Annotated in this window: 18 protein-coding genes and 2 tRNA genes; 17 read left to right on the forward strand and 3 right to left on the reverse strand. The window is 69.7% G+C overall.

The window, feature by feature from the left end:
• Positions 1 to 551 precede the first annotated feature (551 nt).
• The gene (locus ACZ462_RS06450) at positions 552 to 1,019 is read right to left on the reverse strand and encodes an NUDIX hydrolase (RefSeq protein WP_467809889.1); all 468 of its coding nucleotides are present in this window, start codon (positions 1,017 to 1,019) and stop codon (positions 552 to 554) included.
• Positions 1,020 to 1,037: 18 nt separating this feature from the next.
• Here ACZ462_RS06450 and ACZ462_RS06455 point away from each other — a divergent pair, with 18 nt between their 5' ends.
• The 11 genes from ACZ462_RS06455 (at position 1,038) to ACZ462_RS06505 (ending at position 8,338) form a co-directional block, all read left to right on the forward strand.
• Complete coding sequence (locus ACZ462_RS06455; protein ID WP_467809890.1) at positions 1,038 to 1,817, forward strand: GntR family transcriptional regulator; 780 nt, start codon at positions 1,038 to 1,040, stop codon at positions 1,815 to 1,817.
• Between the two features lie 139 nt (positions 1,818 to 1,956).
• Positions 1,957 to 2,310 carry an SCO3933 family regulatory protein gene (locus tag ACZ462_RS06460; RefSeq protein WP_467809892.1) on the forward strand — a complete coding sequence of 118 codons (354 nt, stop codon included), beginning with the start codon at positions 1,957 to 1,959 and terminating at the stop codon, positions 2,308 to 2,310.
• A 4-nt stretch (positions 2,311 to 2,314) separates the two neighbouring features.
• Entirely contained in the window at positions 2,315 to 3,661 is a 1,347-nt protein-coding gene (locus tag ACZ462_RS06465; RefSeq protein WP_467809893.1) for an FtsK/SpoIIIE domain-containing protein, read from the forward strand.
• Between the two features lie 76 nt (positions 3,662 to 3,737).
• Positions 3,738 to 4,427, forward strand: a complete 690-nt coding sequence (locus tag ACZ462_RS06470) for a DUF2637 domain-containing protein (protein ID WP_114057559.1) — start codon at positions 3,738 to 3,740, stop codon at positions 4,425 to 4,427.
• A gap of 13 nt (positions 4,428 to 4,440) precedes the next feature.
• Entirely contained in the window at positions 4,441 to 4,629 is a 189-nt protein-coding gene (locus ACZ462_RS06475; protein WP_114057558.1) for a mobile element transfer protein, read from the forward strand.
• 18 nt (positions 4,630 to 4,647) lie between these two features.
• Complete coding sequence (locus ACZ462_RS06480; RefSeq protein WP_174250458.1) at positions 4,648 to 4,806, forward strand: hypothetical protein; 159 nt, start codon at positions 4,648 to 4,650, stop codon at positions 4,804 to 4,806.
• A 17-nt stretch (positions 4,807 to 4,823) separates the two neighbouring features.
• Positions 4,824 to 5,147: a SpdD protein gene (locus ACZ462_RS06485; protein ID WP_467809895.1), complete on the forward strand. Its 324-nt coding sequence runs from the start codon at positions 4,824 to 4,826 to the stop codon at positions 5,145 to 5,147.
• Between the two features lie 93 nt (positions 5,148 to 5,240).
• On the forward strand, positions 5,241 to 5,618 hold the full coding sequence (locus tag ACZ462_RS06490) for a hypothetical protein (protein WP_467809896.1): 378 nt from the start codon (positions 5,241 to 5,243) through the stop codon (positions 5,616 to 5,618).
• Complete coding sequence (gene repSA, locus ACZ462_RS06495; RefSeq protein ID WP_467809897.1) at positions 5,615 to 6,985, forward strand: replication initiator protein RepSA; 1,371 nt, start codon at positions 5,615 to 5,617, stop codon at positions 6,983 to 6,985. Before ACZ462_RS06490 ends, repSA begins: the two co-directional genes overlap by 4 nt.
• On the forward strand, positions 6,978 to 7,184 hold the full coding sequence (locus ACZ462_RS06500; protein ID WP_467809898.1) for an excisionase family DNA-binding protein: 207 nt from the start codon (positions 6,978 to 6,980) through the stop codon (positions 7,182 to 7,184). Before repSA ends, ACZ462_RS06500 begins: the two co-directional genes overlap by 8 nt.
• Positions 7,184 to 8,338, forward strand: coding sequence for a tyrosine-type recombinase/integrase (locus ACZ462_RS06505; protein WP_467809899.1), 1,155 nt, complete (start codon positions 7,184 to 7,186; stop codon positions 8,336 to 8,338). Before ACZ462_RS06500 ends, ACZ462_RS06505 begins: the two co-directional genes overlap by 1 nt.
• A 67-nt stretch (positions 8,339 to 8,405) precedes the next feature.
• Here the strand turns inward: ACZ462_RS06505 and ACZ462_RS06510 are convergent.
• Positions 8,406 to 8,479 (reverse strand) — tRNA-Gly (locus tag ACZ462_RS06510).
• A gap of 178 nt (positions 8,480 to 8,657) precedes the next feature.
• Between ACZ462_RS06510 and ACZ462_RS06515 the strand changes: the two genes are divergently transcribed.
• From ACZ462_RS06515 to ACZ462_RS06540, 6 genes are all read left to right on the forward strand, one after another.
• Positions 8,658 to 8,734 (forward strand) — tRNA-Pro (locus ACZ462_RS06515).
• A 172-nt stretch (positions 8,735 to 8,906) separates the two neighbouring features.
• The gene (gene tig / locus ACZ462_RS06520; protein ID WP_467809900.1) at positions 8,907 to 10,286 is read left to right on the forward strand and encodes a trigger factor; all 1,380 of its coding nucleotides are present in this window, start codon (positions 8,907 to 8,909) and stop codon (positions 10,284 to 10,286) included.
• 296 nt (positions 10,287 to 10,582) lie between these two features.
• Positions 10,583 to 11,200, forward strand: coding sequence for an ATP-dependent Clp protease proteolytic subunit (locus ACZ462_RS06525; protein ID WP_114057551.1), 618 nt, complete (start codon positions 10,583 to 10,585; stop codon positions 11,198 to 11,200).
• 108 nt (positions 11,201 to 11,308) lie between these two features.
• Entirely contained in the window at positions 11,309 to 11,962 is a 654-nt protein-coding gene (locus ACZ462_RS06530) for an ATP-dependent Clp protease proteolytic subunit (RefSeq protein WP_467806879.1), read from the forward strand.
• Positions 11,963 to 12,116: 154 nt separating this feature from the next.
• Positions 12,117 to 13,403 carry an ATP-dependent Clp protease ATP-binding subunit ClpX gene (gene clpX, locus ACZ462_RS06535; protein ID WP_030297265.1) on the forward strand — a complete coding sequence of 429 codons (1,287 nt, stop codon included), beginning with the start codon at positions 12,117 to 12,119 and terminating at the stop codon, positions 13,401 to 13,403.
• Positions 13,404 to 13,590: 187 nt separating this feature from the next.
• Positions 13,591 to 13,866 carry a hypothetical protein gene (locus ACZ462_RS06540; protein ID WP_467806880.1) on the forward strand — a complete coding sequence of 92 codons (276 nt, stop codon included), beginning with the start codon at positions 13,591 to 13,593 and terminating at the stop codon, positions 13,864 to 13,866.
• A gap of 45 nt (positions 13,867 to 13,911) precedes the next feature.
• Here ACZ462_RS06540 and ACZ462_RS06545 read toward each other — a convergent pair whose 3' ends face one another.
• Positions 13,912 to 14,865 (reverse strand): hypothetical protein, encoded by a 954-nt coding sequence (locus tag ACZ462_RS06545; RefSeq protein ID WP_467806881.1) that lies wholly within the window; start codon positions 14,863 to 14,865, stop codon positions 13,912 to 13,914.

Genomic DNA, 14,865 nt, shown 5'->3' on the forward strand with positions numbered 1-14,865 from the left:
CGACCACCAGACACGTAGCCCCTCCTCCCCCCCCGCCCCCCCCCCCCCCCCCCCCCCCCCCCCCCCCCCCCCCCCCCCCCCCCCCCCCCCCCCCCCCCCCCCGCTCGGCTTGTCCTGGGCCGATGGCAGACGGGATGGGAGTTCTCCACCGCCACACCCCACCGGCCGGCACCCGCGTACGGCGCCCCCGCCATCCCGGAGCTGGAGCGCCCCCGCCGGAGGCATCGCTCTAACCCGGGCATCTGCGCGGGCAGCCCGATTTGATTGCGGGGCAGCCGGTGGGTCCCACGGACTGGCCCATTGACGGCGGTGTTCAGGCGGCAGCCTCTCGAATGGGACCGGGCCCCTCCCGGTGACAGGGCCCGGCCGCGTTGACACGCCGCGGCCCAGGAAGTTTCAGCTGCTGAGGTTCGCCACCCATCAACCCGCGCCGTCCAGCCGCGCGGCCGGCGGTCGGGGTGGAGCGGGGCGGAGACAGGAGCGCAGGCCCGGGCGACGGGCGCGCTCGCCGCGCCGTGCGCGGCGGGTGCCTTGATGGAGTAGGGAAACTTTCACCGCACCGCGAAGAGCTGGCGCCCGTCATGGCTCCGCACGTGGGGCCCATGTCCGTCCAAGGCGTCCAGGAGCCGGATGGCGTAGACCTCGGACATCCGCTCGGACACCTCTTCAGGCGTGAGCCACTGGACTGCCGTGGTCTCGTCCGAAGTGCACTCGCCGCCGCCGACCGGCTTGCAGCGGAAGACCAGCGCGACGACGCCCGCGGTGACGTTCTTGTAGACGCCCGTCAGCTCGGCGACGTCGACCCGTAGCCCGGTTTCCTCCAAGACCTCGCGCCGTACGCCCTCCTCCGGGGTCTCTTCGAGTTCCAGCACTCCGCCCGGGAGCTCCCACGTGCCGTTGTCCGCTCGCTGAATCGCCAGGAGCCGACCGTCGTCGCGGACCACCACTCCGGCTACGGACACGGAGTGGCGGGGCGTTGACCGGCTCGTCGGGGCGCTGTTACTCATGTACAGGAGCATAGGAGGAAGAAAAGGACCATGGGAACAGCTGTAGGAGGTGGCAAGACCGTGCCTCGGTACTTGCAGATCGCCGAGGACATCGTTCAGCAGATCCGCGCCGGCGTCTTGAAGCCCGGCGACCAGGTGCCCAGTGAAGCCGAGATGGTGGAGCGCTACGGCGTGTCCGGCGGCACCATCCGCAAGGCCATGACTGAGATCCGAGCCAGCGGGCTCGTGGACACCCGGCACGGCAAGGGCTCGTACGTGAAGGCCCGGCCGCCCGTGCGGCACCGGTCGTCCGACCGCTTCCGCCGGTCGCTGCGCCGCGGCGGCAAGGCCGCCTACCTCGCCGAATCCGAGCAGTCGGGAGCCACGGCCAAGGTCAGCGTCATCTTCATCGGGCCGATGGAGGCACCCGAGGAGATCGCGCAGCGGCTTGACGTCGAGCCCGGTACGCAGATCCTCGCGCGGCGGCGGCTGTACTTCCGCAACGGGACGCCGGTGGAGACGGCGACGTCGTACCTGCCATGGGACGTCGTCAAGGACATCCCGGAGCTGTTCGCCGAGAACCCGGGAGGTGGCGGCATCTATGCCCGCCTGGAGGATCACGGCCACGTGTTCGCCGAGTTCGTCGAGACCTTGCAGGCCCGGCCGGCCGCCAAGGCCGAAGCGTCCGAGCTGGCCCTGAGTCCAGGTGCCCCGGTCATTCATCTGCTGCGCAACGCCGTCACCGAGACCGGTCGCGTGGTGGAGGTCTGCGACACCCTCATGGCCGCTGACCAGTTCGTCTTTGAGTATCGGATCCCTGCCGCCGACTGACACGCACTCAACTCCCCGCAGCCCGCCGCGAGTTTCTCCCGCGGCGGGTTGACTCATGTATAGGAGTGCTGCACTCTTCTTCATGTCACTCCTATACAGGAGTGACGGAGTTCCGCCTCTATAGAGGAGTGGTTTGCCCATGCGTCAGATTCCCGTTGACACCTCCGCGGCGATGGTGATGATCGCCCAGCCGCCGCAGCCGAAGATCAAGGACCGCAAGACCGGCGAGATCGCGGTCGACCTAGAGACCGGCGCCCAGCTGGCCACCGTCGACGTGGTGTTCCTGATGGCCGGAGTCGCCGAGGTCCTGTCCGTCGCCGTCCCGCAGCCGGGACTCACGGGAGAGTTCGCGATGGGTACGCCGGTCGCGATCACCGGTCTCATCGCCCGGCCCTGGGAGAACGAGTTCAACGGCCAGAGGCGGCACGGCATCAGCTTCCGTGCCGCGGCCATCACCTCGCTGGCCCCCGCCCCCGTCCCGGCTCAGGCCTGACGCGATGACCGGCGGACAGACTGCCGCGCTGGTCGGCTTATCGCTGGTCGCAGCCGCACTCGGCTGGCTGAAGTGGAAGCGGCCCGGCTGGTACTGGGTCGGTTTCGGCTGGCTGGCCACCGTCGTGCGGCTGCTGTGGACGTACCGCTCGGTCATGGAGGCCTGCGGGCTGACCGAGCAGCCGTCACGGTCCCGGGTGATCCTCGCGGCGGCCCTGCACCGCATGCCCGACCGGGCACTCCCGAAGCCGCGCCGCATCAGGATCACCCGATTCGGACTGGTCCTGCGGATCAAGATGCTGCCGGGTCAGGACGTGCAGGACTTCGACGCGGCGACCGAGCGACTGCGGCACTCCTGGCGCATGCAGGGAGTCCACGTCAGGTCGCTGAAGCCCGGGTTCCTGGAGATCCGGCTCATCGGCTACGACGTCCTGCGTAAGGTGGTCATGCCGCGCGACGTTGCTGCGGCCGGGCTGCTGAAGGTGCCGGTTGCGCTGCGGGCCGACGGCACCGCGCACATGCGGAACTTCCGGGCCAGCCCTCACGAGCTGGTGGTGGGGGCCACCGAGTCAGGGAAGTCGGTCTACCTCAGAGCTCTTGTCAAGGAGTTGGCGAAGCAGCCTGTTGCGCTCGTCGGGATCGACTGCAAGTGGGGTGTGGAGCTGGCTCCGTTCGCCCGCCGACTGTCCGGGCTGGCCTACACGCCCGACGAAGCCTCCGACCTCCTGGATGTGCTCGTCGAGGAGATGATCCAGCGCTACGAGCTGATACGCGCCTCACAGGGCCTCGGAACGGGCATCGCCGTGGACGAGATCACATCCGACGTCTGGGGCCTGCCCGACGACCTCCGACCCGCACCCATCGTGCTGATCGTGGACGAAGTGGCAGAGCTGTTCCTGATCGCCAACAAGTCCGACGAGAAGCGCCGGGACCACATGGTCACCCAACTGATCCGCCTCGGACAGCTCGGCCGGGCCGCCGCCATCTACCTGGAGATCTGCGGGCAGCGCTTCGGCTCCGACCTCGGCGCCGGCGCCACCGCCCTCCGCGCCCAACTCACGGGCCGTGTGACACACCGCGTCAACGACGAAGCCTCCGCGAAGATGGCACTCGGCGACATCAGCCTCCGTGCCGTGAGCGCGGCCACCAACATCGCCATCGACCGCCCCGGCACCGCCGTCGTCGGCCTCCTCTCCGGCGGGTGGGCGCACATCCGGTCCGCGTTCGTCTCCCTCGACGAGACCGCCGCCGTCTGCGCCCAGTTCGAGCACCTCGCCCCGGACATCCCGGCTCTGGCGCCCTTCCGCCCGCGGCGGACCGCCCTGCCCTCGCAGGGCAAACAGCCCGCCTGACCTCCCCGTAGTCGGTCGGCGCGACCGTCAAGCGCCAAGTCCTTACCCCTCCCATGCCTGAAGGAGGTGACACACCATGCACCTCAAGGTCCGACCGGACGCCGTCCTCGTCCAAGCCGTCATCGCCGGGGCCCTGTCCTTCGCCCACCTGCACGACCTGGCCGAAGCCGCGGGGCAGGACGGCTGGAAAGCGTGGGCCTACCCCATCAGCGTGGACCTGCTCCTCGTCGCCGCCTGGCGCCGCCTGCGGCTCCTGCGCGACGCCGGGGAGCCGACCCGGTCCGCCTGGACCTGGTTCGCCGTCGCCCTCGCCGCCTCGCTCGGCGCGAACGTCGCCACCGCCGGCCTTCTCGACCTGAACGCCGTCCCTGCCTGGCTGCGGATCCTCGTCGCCGGGTGGCCCGCACTGGCCTTCCTCGGCGGCACCCTCCTCGTCCACAGTCCCGCGGACGAGACCGCAGTTGTCCCGTCCGCCGAGCACGATCACGACCAGGCCGACGCGGACACCGATGCCGAACCGGTCCAGGAACCCGATCCTGAGCCCGCTGTCACCGGGATCCCCGCGCCCGAGCCCGCTCCGGCCCTGCCTCCGCCCCCGCCACCGACCCCGGCGGTCGCCGTACCGGACGCGCTCCTCGCCTACGGCCGCAAGGTCGCCGACGAACACCGCGCCCGCACCGGCCACCCGATCGACGCCGACACCTTGCGCGCCCGCCTCGGAGTTCCGGCTCCCATGGCCCACGCCATTGCCGCACAACTCGTCTGAGAGGAGCCCCGCCATGCCCCGCTACCGCTTCCGCGACACCCGCCGGATCGGCCCGGTGGAGGTCGGCACCTACACCGACCGCCACGGGCGCGAGATGCACTCCGCCGCCTGCACCGCCCCCCACTGCGGCTGGTCGGCCGACTACACCAGCCGGGCCGCCGCCGAACTCGCCGCCCAGTCCCACCGCTGCGCCCCGCGCTGACCTCGAAGGAGACCCGTCGTGGACGTTCCGCTCTGGCTCGCCCTCATCGTCATCGGCGCCCTGGGCGTGAAGCTCGTCCGTCCGCCCTGGTGGCTGGTCGCCGTGATCCTCCTCGGCGGCTTCCTCCTCGCGAACAGCTTCCTCGCCCCCGCCCTCAACACCGTGATCGACAAGTAATCCCGGAAGGAGAACCAATGCTCAAGCCCAAGTACCCCGCACCCGACACCTACACCCCCGTGACCGTCCACCCGGCCCCGGTTCCGGTGCCCGCGACCGGCCAGCAGGAGAACGCCCCCGTTCCGGTGGCGGCTCCGGCCGGCCTCGCGGCCCTGGCCCCCAAGACGCCCGGCGCCGCGGTCGCCCTCGCCGCCGGCGGTGTCGCCGGGGTCCTGGCCCTGGCCTCCGTCGCCGTCTCGCTGCTCCTGGCCGTCGCCGTCACGGCCGTCGCCCTGTCCATCAGCGCCGTCGTGGTCCTGTTCCTCGTCCGCGCACTGCGCCAGGAGTTCACGAACCACTGACCGGACCGGCCTCCGGGGGCGTCACAAGCCACCAAGCATCGCCGCCCCCGGATGGAACGGCCCCTCCCGACCGAAACCGAAAGGACCACCATCATGGCCCAGCACAGCGACACCTCGGCCCCGTCACCCGGCCGGACGGTGAGCGCCATGCTGATCGACGCCGACATGAACAACCCGCTGACCGCGCAGACCGCCGTGTTCGCGGCCCTCGTCCAGTTGGCCCAGTCGCATCCGGAGCTGCCCGGCGCGTACATCACCACCAGCCAGATCACGCCGAGCGAGGCACACGTCCTCCTCGACAGTCCGGCCGACCTGGAGGCCTGGAGGCAGGCCACCCACACCGACGCCCTGGACGTGCAGCTCCAGGACCTGAGGGGCGAGAACCAGCTCCTCTTCACGGCACCCGTGGGTCGGATCACGCTGAAGGTCTACACGCTCTTCGTGCCCGCTCCTGCGGCGGTGGGTGCATGACCGCGAACCTCGCGGACCTGGACCCTGGCCTCCTCGGTGATCTGCTGAGGGTCGCCGGGGCTCCCGGTTTCCGTCGCTGGGAAGAGCAGGTCCACCGCACCGGCGGCTGCGCCGACCCGATCCACATCACCGGCTGGACGCTCACCAAGGACAAGACCAGCGGGGAGACGTACCACCGCTACTCGACCGAGAACGAGCCCGGCGCCCGCCTCCGGATCGCCTGCGGCAACCGCCGAGCCTCCCGCTGCCCTTCCTGCGCCTGGACGTACGCCGGGGACACCTACCACCTGATCCGCGCCGGACTCGCCGGAGACGACCGACGCGACGTCCCCGCCACCGTCCGCGAACACCCCCGCGTCTTCGCCACCCTCACCGCCTCGTCCTTCGGGCCGGTCCACAACCGGCCCGACTCCGGCCGCTGCCGCTGCGGCACCTGCCACCCCGCCGACGACCCGCTCCTCGGCACCGCCCTCTACCCGGCCACGTACGACTACGCGGGCGCCGTCCTCTTCAACAACCACGCCGGACAGCTCTGGTCCCGCTTCACCACCCGCCTCCGCCGCGAGATCGCCGCTGGCGCCGGCCTCACCCAACGCGAGCTGAAGGAGTCGTGCCGCGTCTCCTTCGGCAAGGTCGCCGAGTTCCAGAAGCGCGGCGCCATCCACTTCCACGCCGTGATCCGCCTCGACGGACCCACCGGCCCGCTCACCCCGCCCCCGCACTGGGCCACCACCCGGCTCCTCACCAAAGCCATCCGGGCCGCTGTCGCGCACACGTATACGTCCATCACCGTCCCGGCCGCCGACGACCAGCCGGTCCGCACCCTCCGCTGGGGCGCCCAACTCGACATCCGCCCCATCAAGGCCTTCGGGGACGGATCCGAGATCACCGAACAGGCCGTGGCCTCATACGTCGCCAAGTACGCCACCAAGGCCGCCGAGGACACCGGCACCCTCGACCGCCGCATCGGCAACCGCGAAGCCCTGGTCCTCCTCGACGTCCCCGACCACACCGCCCGCCTGATCGGTGCGTGCCTCGACCTCGACCCGCTCTACCCGGACCGCCGCCTCGCCGCCTGGGCCCACATGCTCGGCTTCCGCGGCCACTTCTCCACCAAGTCCCGCCACTACTCCACCACCCTCGGCGCCCTCCGCCAGACCCGCGCCGACTACCGCGCCGCCCAGGAAGCCGCAGCCCGCGGCCTGGACGACCTGGAGCCGGACACCGTCCTCGTCCTCGCGTCCTGGCAGTACGCCGGCCACGGCCACAGCCCCGGTGAAGCCGTCCTGGCGGCGTCCATCGCCCGAGACATCCAGCTCAACCGCGTAACCGCCGGCGAAGCCCTGAGGGGGGAGCAGTATGAGTGAGCGCTACTTGTCCGTCGTCCAGGTCGCCGAGATCCTCGGCACCACCGTGCGGTTTCCCCGGCGCCTCATCGAGGAGCGGCGCATCACCTACGTGAAGGTCGGCCGTCACGTACGGATCCCTGAGAGCGCCGTACGCGAGTACATCGCCGCCAACACCGTGGCACCGCGTCGGCGCGACCGTATGGCGGTGGCCGCCTGATGGCCGGCAAGCGTCGCCAGTTCGGACGGGTACGGAAGCTGCCCTCCGGCCGATACCAGGCGCGCTACGTCGGGCCCGACGGGCAGCTCCGGCCTGCGCCGGAGACGTTTCGGACCAAACGCGAGGCTGACGACTGGTTGGCCGTCAAGCAGACGGAGATGCGGCAGGGGGACTGGCTGGACCCGGACGCCGGGAAGGTCCCCTTCGGGCCGTACGCCGTCGCCTGGGTCAAGGAACGTGAGCTGACCAGCACGACCCGCCAGTTGTACGGCTCGTTACTCAAGCACCACTTGGAGCCGACGTTCAGTGCCGTCAACGTCGCGGACATCTCGGCGCCCCTCGTACGGCGCTGGCGTGCCGACAAGCTCGCCGCCGGCACCGGCCCGACGACCGTGGCCAAGGCCTATGCCCTCCTTCGCGCAATCCTGGGCACGGCACTGTCAGACCAGCTGATCAGGCGCAATCCCTGCCAGATCAAGGGTGCGAGCGTCGTGCACACGCCCGAGCGGCCGACGGCCACCGTGAAGGAGGTCTACGCCCTGGCCGATGCGGTTGACCCCCGCTTCCGGGCCCTGGTGCTCCTGGCCGGGTTCCTCGGCCTGAGGTGGGGTGAGCTGATCGGACTGCACCGTCGGGATGTCGACCTGGACCACGGGACGGTGCGCGTCCGGCGGTCCGTCGCCGAGCTGGGCAACGGTCAGCGGGAGATCAAGGCGCCCAAGAGTGCCGCGGGCAAGCGGACGGTCTCCATCCCCAGCGTCATCGTTCCGGACGTCCGAGATCATTTGAAGCGGTACGCCGAGCCCGGGGCCGACGGGCGGGTCTTCGTCGGAGCCAAGGGGGCCACGCCGCGGCGGAACCACTTCAACCGGCTGTGGCACAAGGCCTGCAGCGAGGCAGGCATCAGCGGGCTGCACTTCCATGATCTTCGGCACACGGGGAACACCCTCGCCGCATCCACCGGGGCGAGCACGCGAGAGCTGATGGCGCGCATGGGCCACAGCACAGCCCGCGCTGCGCTGATCTACCAGCACGCGAGTGCCGACCGGGACCGGCTGATCGCCGACGCGCTGAGCGGACTCGTGGAGAAGAGCCGCAAGGGCACGGAGCAAGATCAGGAGGCCGAGAGGCACACGGGGGACACGGTGGGTTGAACGCAGCCCCTGAGAACGAGTCAGGGCCAGGCGGAGGAGATGTCCTCTGACCTGGCCCTGAGTCGTTTGGAGCGGGTGACGGGAATCGAACCCGCGTAGCTAGTTTGGAAGACTAGTGCTCTACCATTGAGCTACACCCGCAACACGATCGCCGCAGGTCCGAGGACCGCGGCACGGACAGCATCCTAGCGGGTCGGGCCGGGCAAGTGCACACCGCATTCGGGTGCCCGCGCGCGGGTCGGGGCCGGGTGGCCGGAATCTTCCGGGAAACGCGGCGTGTCGGAGGGTCTCCGGCCATGTACCCTACGTGTCGCACCGACGGGGTGTGGCGCAGCTTGGTAGCGCGTCCGCTTTGGGAGCGGAAGGTCGTCGGTTCGAATCCGGCCACCCCGACCAGCACCACCATCCGGCACCGTCCTCGCAGTGATCGCGTTGTGGGCTGATTGCCGCTTGCGGTTACTATGCAAGCTGCGTGCCCGTGTGTCTGATGTACCGGGCCCGATCCGCTGGAACGCTGATTCGCAGCGACAGCAGAGACCCCAGCAGTCAGCCACAAGGAGACCGAACCGTGAAGAGCGCCGTGGAGACCCTGAACCCGACTCGGGTTCGGCTCACTGTCGAGGTGCCCTTCGAGGAGCTCAAGGCCAGCCTCGACGCGGCGTACAAGAAGATCAACCAGCAGGTCACGGTGAAGGGCTTCCGCAAGGGCAAGATCCCCGCCCGCGTGATCGACCAGCGCTTCGGTCGCGGCGCCGTGCTGGAGGAGGCCGTCAACGACGCGCTGCCGAAGTTCTACACCGAGGCCGTCAACGAGGCCGAGCTGAACCCGCTGGGCCAGCCCGAGGTCGACATCACCGAGCTGAAGGACGGCGAGCTGCTGGCCTTCACCGCCGAGGTGGACGTGCGCCCCGAGATCGAGATCCCGGACTTCTCCGGCATCGAGGTCGAGGTCGACGCCGTCGAGGTCACCGACGAGGACGTCGAGAAGTCCGTCGAGCAGCTGCGCAACCGCTTCGCGTCCACCAAGGACGTCGAGCGCGCCGCCGCCGAGGGCGACGTCGTCACCATCGACCTTGAGGCCAAGGTCGAGGGCGAGGTGCTGCCCGACGGCGTCGCCAGCGACGTCTCCTACACCATCGGCTCGGGCGAGCTCCTCGACGGCATCGACGAGGCCGTCAAGGGCCTGGAGGCCGGCGGCGAGGCCACCTTCACCTCGCAGCTGAAGGGCGGCTCCGCCGAGGGCAAGGACGCCGAGGTCACCGTCAAGGTGTCCAAGGTCTCCGCCCGCGAGCTGCCGGAGCTGGACGACGAGTTCGCGCAGATGGCGAGCGAGTTCGACACCCTGGAGGAGCTGAAGGCGGACAGCCGCAAGCGCCTCGAGAACATGAAGCAGTACGACCAGGCCACGCAGGCCCAGGAGCGCGTCCTGGAGAAGCTGCTGGAGCTCGTCGAGGTGCCGATCCCCGAGAAGCTGCTCGAGGACGAGGTCAACACCCGCAAGCACAACCTGGAGCACCACCAGCTCGGCCAGATGGGCCTGACCCTCGAGAAGTACCTGGAGTTCCAGGGCAAGACGGTCGAGGAGTTCGAGGCCGAGACCAAGGAGCAGGCGGTCAAGGGCATCAAGACCCAGTTCGTCCTGGACGCCCTGGTCAACAAGGAGAAGCTGGGCGTCAACCAGGAGGAGCTCACCGAGCACCTCATGCGCCGCGCCGCCTCCTCCGGCATGTCCCCCGACCAGTTCGCCCAGGCGGTCGTCGAGGGCGGCCAGGTCCCGATGCTGGTCGGCGAGGTCGCCCGCGGCAAGGCCCTCGCGGTCGTCGTCGAGGCCGCCAAGGTCGTCGACACCAACGGCGAGGTCATCGACCTGTCCGACGAGGACGAGGAGGCGGCCGAGGCCGCCGCCGAGACCGTCGAGGCGGCCGTCGAGGGCGACGAGGCCAAGTGACCCCGCGCCGGCGGCCCCTGCGGGCCGCCGGCAGGGCGCCAGCAGCCGTGGAAGGGCCCGCACGCAGCCGCGTGCGGGCCCTTCCGCACACCGGCCCCGGCCCTTGGGAACCTTGCGCTCCGAGCGAACAGTTCGGGAAGCGGGATGGCGTTGTCCGACCTGCGCGTTAGGGTCCATGAATACGAGGGCACGGGAGTACCCGGACAACGGCGGACCGCGCCGCGCAGGCGGGCCCCGCGCCCCCAGAACGAGACGCTGAGACGGCAAGCGGCCGTCGGAGACGAGCAGGTGGATACGTGACGAATCTGAAGCCTTACGCCGCGGGTGAGCCGTCCATCGGTGGCGGCCTCGGCGACCATGTCTACAACCGGCTGCTCGGCGAGCGCATCATCTTCCTCGGCCAGCAGGTCGACGACGACATCGCGAACAAGATCACGGCGCAGCTCCTGCTCCTGGCCGCCGAGCCGGAGAAGGACATCTACCTCTACATCAACAGCCCCGGCGGCTCGGTGACGGCCGGCATGGCGGTCTACGACACCATGCAGTACATCCCGAACGACGTCGTCACCATCGGCATGGGCATGGCGGCCTCCATGGGCCAGTTCCTGCTCACCGGCGGCGCCCCGGGCAAGCGCTTCGCGCTCCCGAACACCGACATCCTGATGCACCAGGGCTCCGCCGGCATCGGCGGCACCGCCTCGGACATCAAGATCCAGGCCCAGTACCTGCTGCGTACGAAGCAGCGCATGGCGGAGATCACCGCGCACCACTCCGGCCAGACCGTGGAGACCATCATCCGCGACGGCGACCGCGACCGCTGGTTCACGGCGGAGGAGGCCAAGCAGTACGGCCTCATCGACGAGATCATCTCCGCCGCGTCGCTGGTCCCGGGCGGCGGCGGCACCGGGGCCTGATCCCGGCCCCGCGGCGCACGGGCGGCCCCCGCCGGGCCGCGCGCCCGCCCCGCACCAGGCAAGCCCCAGCCCGCAGAACGCCACCAGGATGGTGAACACCCGATGCACATGAACAACCTCTCTCCCGCCGGCGGCCTCTACACCGGCCCGCAGGTGGACAACCGCTACGTCGTCCCGCGCTTCGTCGAGCGCACCTCGCAGGGCGTGCGCGAGTACGACCCGTACGCGAAGCTCTTCGAGGAGCGCGTGATCTTCCTCGGCGTCCAGATCGACGACGCCTCGGCCAACGACGTCATGGCGCAGCTGCTGTGCCTGGAGTCGATGGACCCGGACCGCGACATCTCGATCTACATCAACAGCCCCGGCGGCTCCTTCACGGCGCTGACGGCGATCTACGACACGATGCAGTTCGTGAAGCCGGACATCCAGACGGTCTGCATGGGCCAGGCGGCCTCCGCCGCCGCGGTCCTGCTCGCCGCCGGCACCCCCGGCAAGCGCATGGCCCTGCCCAACGCCCGCGTGCTGATCCACCAGCCGTCCGGCGGCACCGGCCGCGAGCAGCTCTCCGACCTGGAGATCGCGGCCAACGAGATCCTGCGCATGCGCGACCAGCTGGAGACCATGCTGGCCAAGCACTCGAGCACGCCGATCGAGAAGATCCGCGAGGACATCGAGCGCGACAAGATCCTCACGGCCGAGGACGCGCTGGCGTACGGCCTGATCGACCAGATCATCTCCACCCGGAAGATGAACACGGTCTGACCCCTGCCGCCGCTTGGCGCGGACACGTCGCACAATCCGGCGATGTGAACCGCGCCAAGGGGGCCCCGAACGGGGCCCCCGGCAGGGTACCGTCGGATATGAGGCACCAGGAGCCGCTGAACCAGGCGTCTCCCAGGCGAAGGGGAAGCACCTCGTGGCACGCATCGGTGACGGCGGCGACCTGCTCAAGTGCTCGTTCTGCGGAAAGAGCCAGAAGCAGGTGAAGAAGCTCATCGCAGGACCCGGTGTCTACATCTGCGACGAGTGCATCGACCTCTGCAACGAGATCATCGAGGAGGAGCTCGCCGAGACCTCCGAGGTGCGGTGGGAGGAGCTCCCCAAGCCTCGCGAGATCTACGAGTTCCTGGAGAGCTACGTCGTCGGCCAGGAGCCGGCGAAGAAGGCGCTCTCCGTCGCGGTCTACAACCACTACAAGCGCGTCCAGGCCGGCGAGAACGGCGGTGCGCAGGGCCGGGACGACGCCATCGAGCTGGCCAAGTCCAACATCCTGCTGCTCGGCCCCACCGGTTCCGGCAAGACGCTGCTGGCGCAGACGCTCGCCCGGATGCTGAACGTGCCGTTCGCCATCGCGGACGCCACCGCGCTGACCGAGGCCGGGTACGTCGGCGAGGACGTCGAGAACATCCTGCTGAAGCTGATCCAGGCCGCCGACTACGACGTCAAGAAGGCCGAGACCGGCATCATCTACATCGACGAGATCGACAAGGTCGCCCGCAAGAGCGAGAACCCGTCGATCACGCGCGACGTCAGCGGCGAGGGCGTGCAGCAGGCCCTGCTGAAGATCCTGGAGGGCACCACCGCCTCGGTGCCGCCGCAGGGCGGGCGCAAGCACCCGCACCAGGAGTTCATCCAGATCGACACGACGAACGTGCTGTTCATCGTGGGCGGCGCCTTCGCCGGCCTGGAGAAGATCATCGAGTCCCGGGCGGGCGCCAAGGGCATCGGCTTCGGCGCGACGATCCGCTCGAAGCGGGAGATCGAGGCGAGCGACCAGTTCCAGGAGGTCATGCCGGAGGACCTGGTGAAGTTCGGGATGATCCCCGAGTTCATCGGCCGCCTGCCGGTCATCACCTCGGTCCACAACCTGGACCGCGAGGCGCTGCTCCAGATCCTCGTCGAGCCGCGGAACGCGCTGGTGAAGCAGTACCAGCGGCTGTTCGAACTCGACGGTGTCGAGCTGGACTTCGAGCGCGAGGCCCTGGAGGCCATCGCGGACCAGGCGATCCTCCGCCAGACCGGTGCGCGCGGGCTCCGCGCCATCATGGAGGAGGTGCTGATGTCGGTGATGTACGAGGTGCCTTCCCGCAAGGACGTGGCCCGCGTGGTCATCACCGCGGACGTCGTCCGCTCCAACGTCAACCCGACGCTGGTCCCGCGGATCGTCCCGAAGGACCAGGGCCCGCAGGAGAAGTCGGCGTAACCGCCGCCACCCTGACGAACGAGGAGGGGCGCCCCCGGCCACGCGCCAGGGGCGCCCCTCCGTGCGTCGAGGATCAGTCAGCAGATTGCGACATCCGGCCATAAGTCCGATTTCCTGTTGACCCGTCTTTAAAGCGACTGATCAACTGCTACCCGGTAATGATCCATTATGGATGAGGGGCGGGAGCATGGCCAAGGTGCGGCATATGGTGCGGATTCTTGCGGCGACGGCGGCGGCGGGTCTGCTTCCCGTCCTTGCGGCATCGCCCGCCCAGGCCTCGTCCGCGGACTGCACCAACTACATGAGCAACGTGGGCTACATCGTGGGGCCCACGGTTCAGGAGGCATGCAACAACGGCGAAGATGGCTTCATAGGCGAGCAGATCTGTTTCAACCTCATGACCCAGGTGGGTGTGAAGTGGGATGACGCCAATGAGGCGTGCTCCCAGGCCCGGCGTGGCTGACGCCCCTTCCTGGGGGGCGCAGCGCACTGAGCCCCCACCGGTCGATCAGGCCTTGGTGCGCGAGGTGTTGTAGAGCTTGGCGGCCAGCTTGCTGAGCTCCTCCAGCGTGCCCTGGCTACCGCCGGTCAGAAGCATCGTCTGGTCCATGTGGTTGACCGCACCGAGGGTGGAGTAGTCGCTCCAGACGCAGGTCGGAACCACGAGGGAGCTCGGCTCTCCCGGCTTGGTCGTCTTCGTCGTGCTCATTTTGACGTCGACGCACTTCATGACGGCGCCCTTGAAGCCGTCCGGGGTGAACGACTTGGGTGTGCCCACCTTTTCGTACTTCAGGCCCAGCTTGTCGGTCTCCGGGTTCGGCGCGCCGATCTGGGCGAAGTAGGCGTCGAGGGCCCGCTCCGGGTCGGCGATCTGGCCCCAGAAGCCGTTGGCGGTCAGCTGCTTGGCCTTGCCCTTCACACCGTTCAGGTACTGCGAGCTCGCCTGGTGGGGGTCCTTGATGCCGATGGCCTCGGCCTTGGTCTTCTGGTCGGCCGACATCGGGGTGTCCCCGTTCGACGTTCCGACCGCCTTCTCGTTCTTCGCGTAGGCGTCGACCGAAGCGGGGAAGGCGAGCTTCTGCCCCTTCGTCTCCTCGTCGATGGCGCCGCCCGAGCCGCCGCCCACGAGGTACCAGCCGCCGGCCGCGATGACCGCCACCGCGGCGACCACCGCGATGACCACGCCGGCCTTCGACTTCTTCGGGGGCTGGCCGCCGTACGGGGGCTGCGGGGGCATGCCCGGCTGCTGGTAGCCGTACGGCGGGGGCTGCTGCTGGGGGAAGCCCATCGGGGCCGTCGGCGGCTGCGGGGGCTGCTGCGGGTAGCCGTAGCCCGGCTGCGGGGCGGGCGGCTGGCCGTACGGGCCGGGCTGCCCGGGCGGGGGCGGGGGCGGTGCCCCGTACGGTCCCGGCTGCTGCTGCGGCGGCGGGCCTCCGTACGGCCCCGGCTGGTTGTAGCTCAT

It is taken from the genome of Streptomyces sp. NPDC031121 (assembly GCF_055570615.1).